This is a genomic window from Brachyspira pilosicoli (genome assembly GCF_019402445.1).
Taxonomy (GTDB): Bacteria; Spirochaetota; Brachyspiria; order Brachyspirales; family Brachyspiraceae; genus Brachyspira; species Brachyspira pilosicoli_B.
In genome coordinates this window covers 1-2,886 of the sequence record NZ_SRZM01000457.1, presented here as the reverse complement: position 1 = coordinate 2,886, position 2,886 = coordinate 1, and the positions used below count along the sequence as shown (strand labels likewise).

At 27.0% G+C, this 2,886-nt stretch carries 4 protein-coding genes; all 4 read right to left on the bottom strand.

What is annotated here, in order from left to right; all coding sequences use genetic code 11:
* Window positions 1-572, bottom strand: a 572-nt coding sequence (locus E6A48_RS11855) for a DUF3226 domain-containing protein (RefSeq protein WP_219710508.1), incomplete at its 3' end; no start/stop codon positions are given.
* Window positions 565-1,542 (bottom strand): AAA family ATPase, encoded by a 978-nt coding sequence (locus E6A48_RS11850; protein ID WP_219710507.1) that lies wholly within the window; start codon window positions 1,540-1,542, stop codon window positions 565-567. The genes E6A48_RS11850 and E6A48_RS11855, both read right to left, overlap by 8 nt.
* Window positions 1,543-1,591: 49 nt before the next feature.
* On the bottom strand, window positions 1,592-2,107 hold the full coding sequence (locus E6A48_RS11845) for a DJ-1/PfpI family protein (protein WP_219710506.1): 516 nt from the start codon (window positions 2,105-2,107) through the stop codon (window positions 1,592-1,594).
* A 21-nt stretch (window positions 2,108-2,128) separates the two neighbouring features.
* Window positions 2,129-2,886: glycogen synthase (locus E6A48_RS11840; protein ID WP_219710505.1), on the bottom strand; the 758-nt coding region annotated here is incomplete at its 5' end.

The following is a 2,886-nucleotide window of genomic DNA, read 5'->3' as shown; positions in this document are numbered from 1 at the left end:
TTTTTTATAGCAGCTTTAAAACTGCAGTTTTTACTAGCTTGTTTTTGCTCTGATTTAGTACAAGTATCAAATCTAATATAATTATTAATATAAAACTTATCAAAATCTTTATCACTAATATTTTCACCTTTATTTTTTAAACATTCTCTCCAACTCTCTAAACAGTCAGCAAAAATTGACTTAGATTTTATTATTGATTTTAATACCGTTTCTAATTCTCCATATCCATCTACATTCATAATATGGCATATAAAATCAACATCAAGTTTAAAAGATTTTTCTAATTTGTTTATTTTAGTAAACTCTATATCATCACATATATTTTTTAAAGCTTTATTTATAAACTCAATTCTTCTATTTATACCTTCTTTGTCAGCATCTAAAATAATACCTACTCTATCATATTTATCAAATTTTATTTCCTCTAGCTTTTTACTAAGGTTACTAATACCGTCTAAACATTCAAATTCACAAATACATTGAACATTTATATTATTAATATTAGAATATTCTATTAATCTCTCTATAAAAAATTTATCATTATTGCTTTCAACTATTATTAAATTATTCACCTCTAAACTCTCCATTATTAAGAAGTGCATATTCTAACTGTTCATTATCTCTATCTTTTATATTAATTAATCCTGTTTTCTGATTTCTATAAAACTCTAAATATAATCCATCATTATCTTTGTTTTCTTTATTAAAAGCCTCTATACATTCCTTTGAATGAGTTGCAGCAAATATCTGACAATTAGCTTCTTTCGATATATCAAAAATCAATTTCCATAACTTAGGATAATTTGCATAATGTATACCATTTTCTATTTCATCAATAAATAAATATCCATCTTTACTAGCCCATATAGCACAAATTATAGCAATATATCTATTAATACCTTCACCAAATGAAGATAATAAAACGGGCTTTTCTCTATCTTTTAATTTTAATTTCAATGTAACTTTATTATTATTAAATATCTGTCTAAGTGCAATAATATTTTCATCAAACATTTTTAATGAATTATCAATATAATCTTCTTTACCTACATTTATAACATTACCATATAATGCTGCAATATATTCTTCATTAAATTTGGAAGAATGTATAAAATGATAATCATCTTTAATTATTATTTTAGGGTTACAAAAATCATATATATCCAATTCAAATTCACTAATACCAAGAATCAAATTAAAATAAGGAGTACTGGTTATTCTATTTTCTTTAATAGGTTCTTTGATATATATTATTTTTATATTTTTCTTATCTGTATTAATATTAATATTATCTTCATCATTGTAAAAAAAATCTATATCAATATCATCATTTTGTCTATCTTTAATCATCTGCCTTATATTAACATGAAGCTTCAATGCATCTTCTGAATACGCTGTAAGATTAATTCCTTCTAAAAAGGAAGTTTTTCCTACATTATTTTTTCCGCCTATTAAATTTACTCTCTTAAAACCATTAAAATCCAAGTTCTTAAAGCATTTAAAATTTTCAAAATATATTTTTTTAAGAAAATGATTTTCCATTATTATATTTAGTCCCCTATAGTAAAATAGAATATACTGCCAAACAAATTCATACTGCTTCTAAAGCATTAAGCAAAACGTTGCCAAACTCTTTTGCAGATTTTGGTCCATTAGCTGTTATTATATTGCCGGATACTACAACATTCTCTTCTACAATATTAGCGTTATTATGTCTTACAGGAGATTCATTTTCTTTTAAACAAGTAACATTAATATTTGCTAATATACCAGCATTAGCCATTATAACAACCCCGCTCCCAATACCAGCTACTATTTTTCCATTATCAAGAAATAACTTAGCAAGCCCCTGTGTACGCCAATCGTCCCAAAGCTTTATAGAACCAACTCCTCCAACAAAAACTATAGCATCAAAATCATCTGTACTTACTTCACTAAATAAAAGCTCTGTATTAACAGTACTTCCTAATTTTCCATGTGCTTCGCCTATTATACTAGAAGCTAGTTTTATACTATATCCTTTAGATTCTAAAATCTTTTTACTTTCAAAAAATTCTTCATCTTGAAAATTCTCATTCGCAACTACATACAATACACTTTTAGACATTTTTTTAATATTCTCCTTTTATTATAGTCCGCAATTTTTATCATAATTTTTCTTATTTTCTATAGCAATTTTATAAGCTTTTATATATTCCTTAGCACTCTTCTCCCAAGAATTATCTATTTTCATTACTCGTTTTTGCATAGCTTCAAATTTATCTCTATGGTCATAATAAACACTAATAGCCCAACCAATAGTATTATATAAAGCAGAATCATTAGAATCATAAAACTTAAATCCAGAACCTTCGCCCGTAGATTCATTATAGTTTTCAACAGTATCCTCAAGTCCTCCAGTAGCATGCACTATAGGAATAGTTCCATATCTTAAAGAATACATCTGATTAAGTCCGCAAGGCTCAAACAAAGAAGGCATTACAAACATATCAGCACCCGCCTCTATTAAATGTGATAATTCATTACTGTAACCTATATAAGAGCCAATTCTGCCAGGATATCTCTTAGGTAAATCACCAAAGAAACTCTCAAAACCTTTATCACCTGTACCAAGTATACAAAATTGAAACTTCATATTAGCCATCAAAGGCTCAATAACAGAAGCAAGTAAATGATACCCCTTCTGATCAACAAATCTTCCTATAGCACCAATCAAAGCTACATCATCATCTTCTTCAAGTAAAAATCTCTTCTGTAACTCTCTCTTACAAGTTTTTTTACCTTTCATGTCTTTAGAAGAGAAATGTGCTGGTATCATAGTATCTTTTTCTGGAGACCAAACATCTTCATCTATTCCGTTTAATATGCCAAAGAAACTTGTTGTTT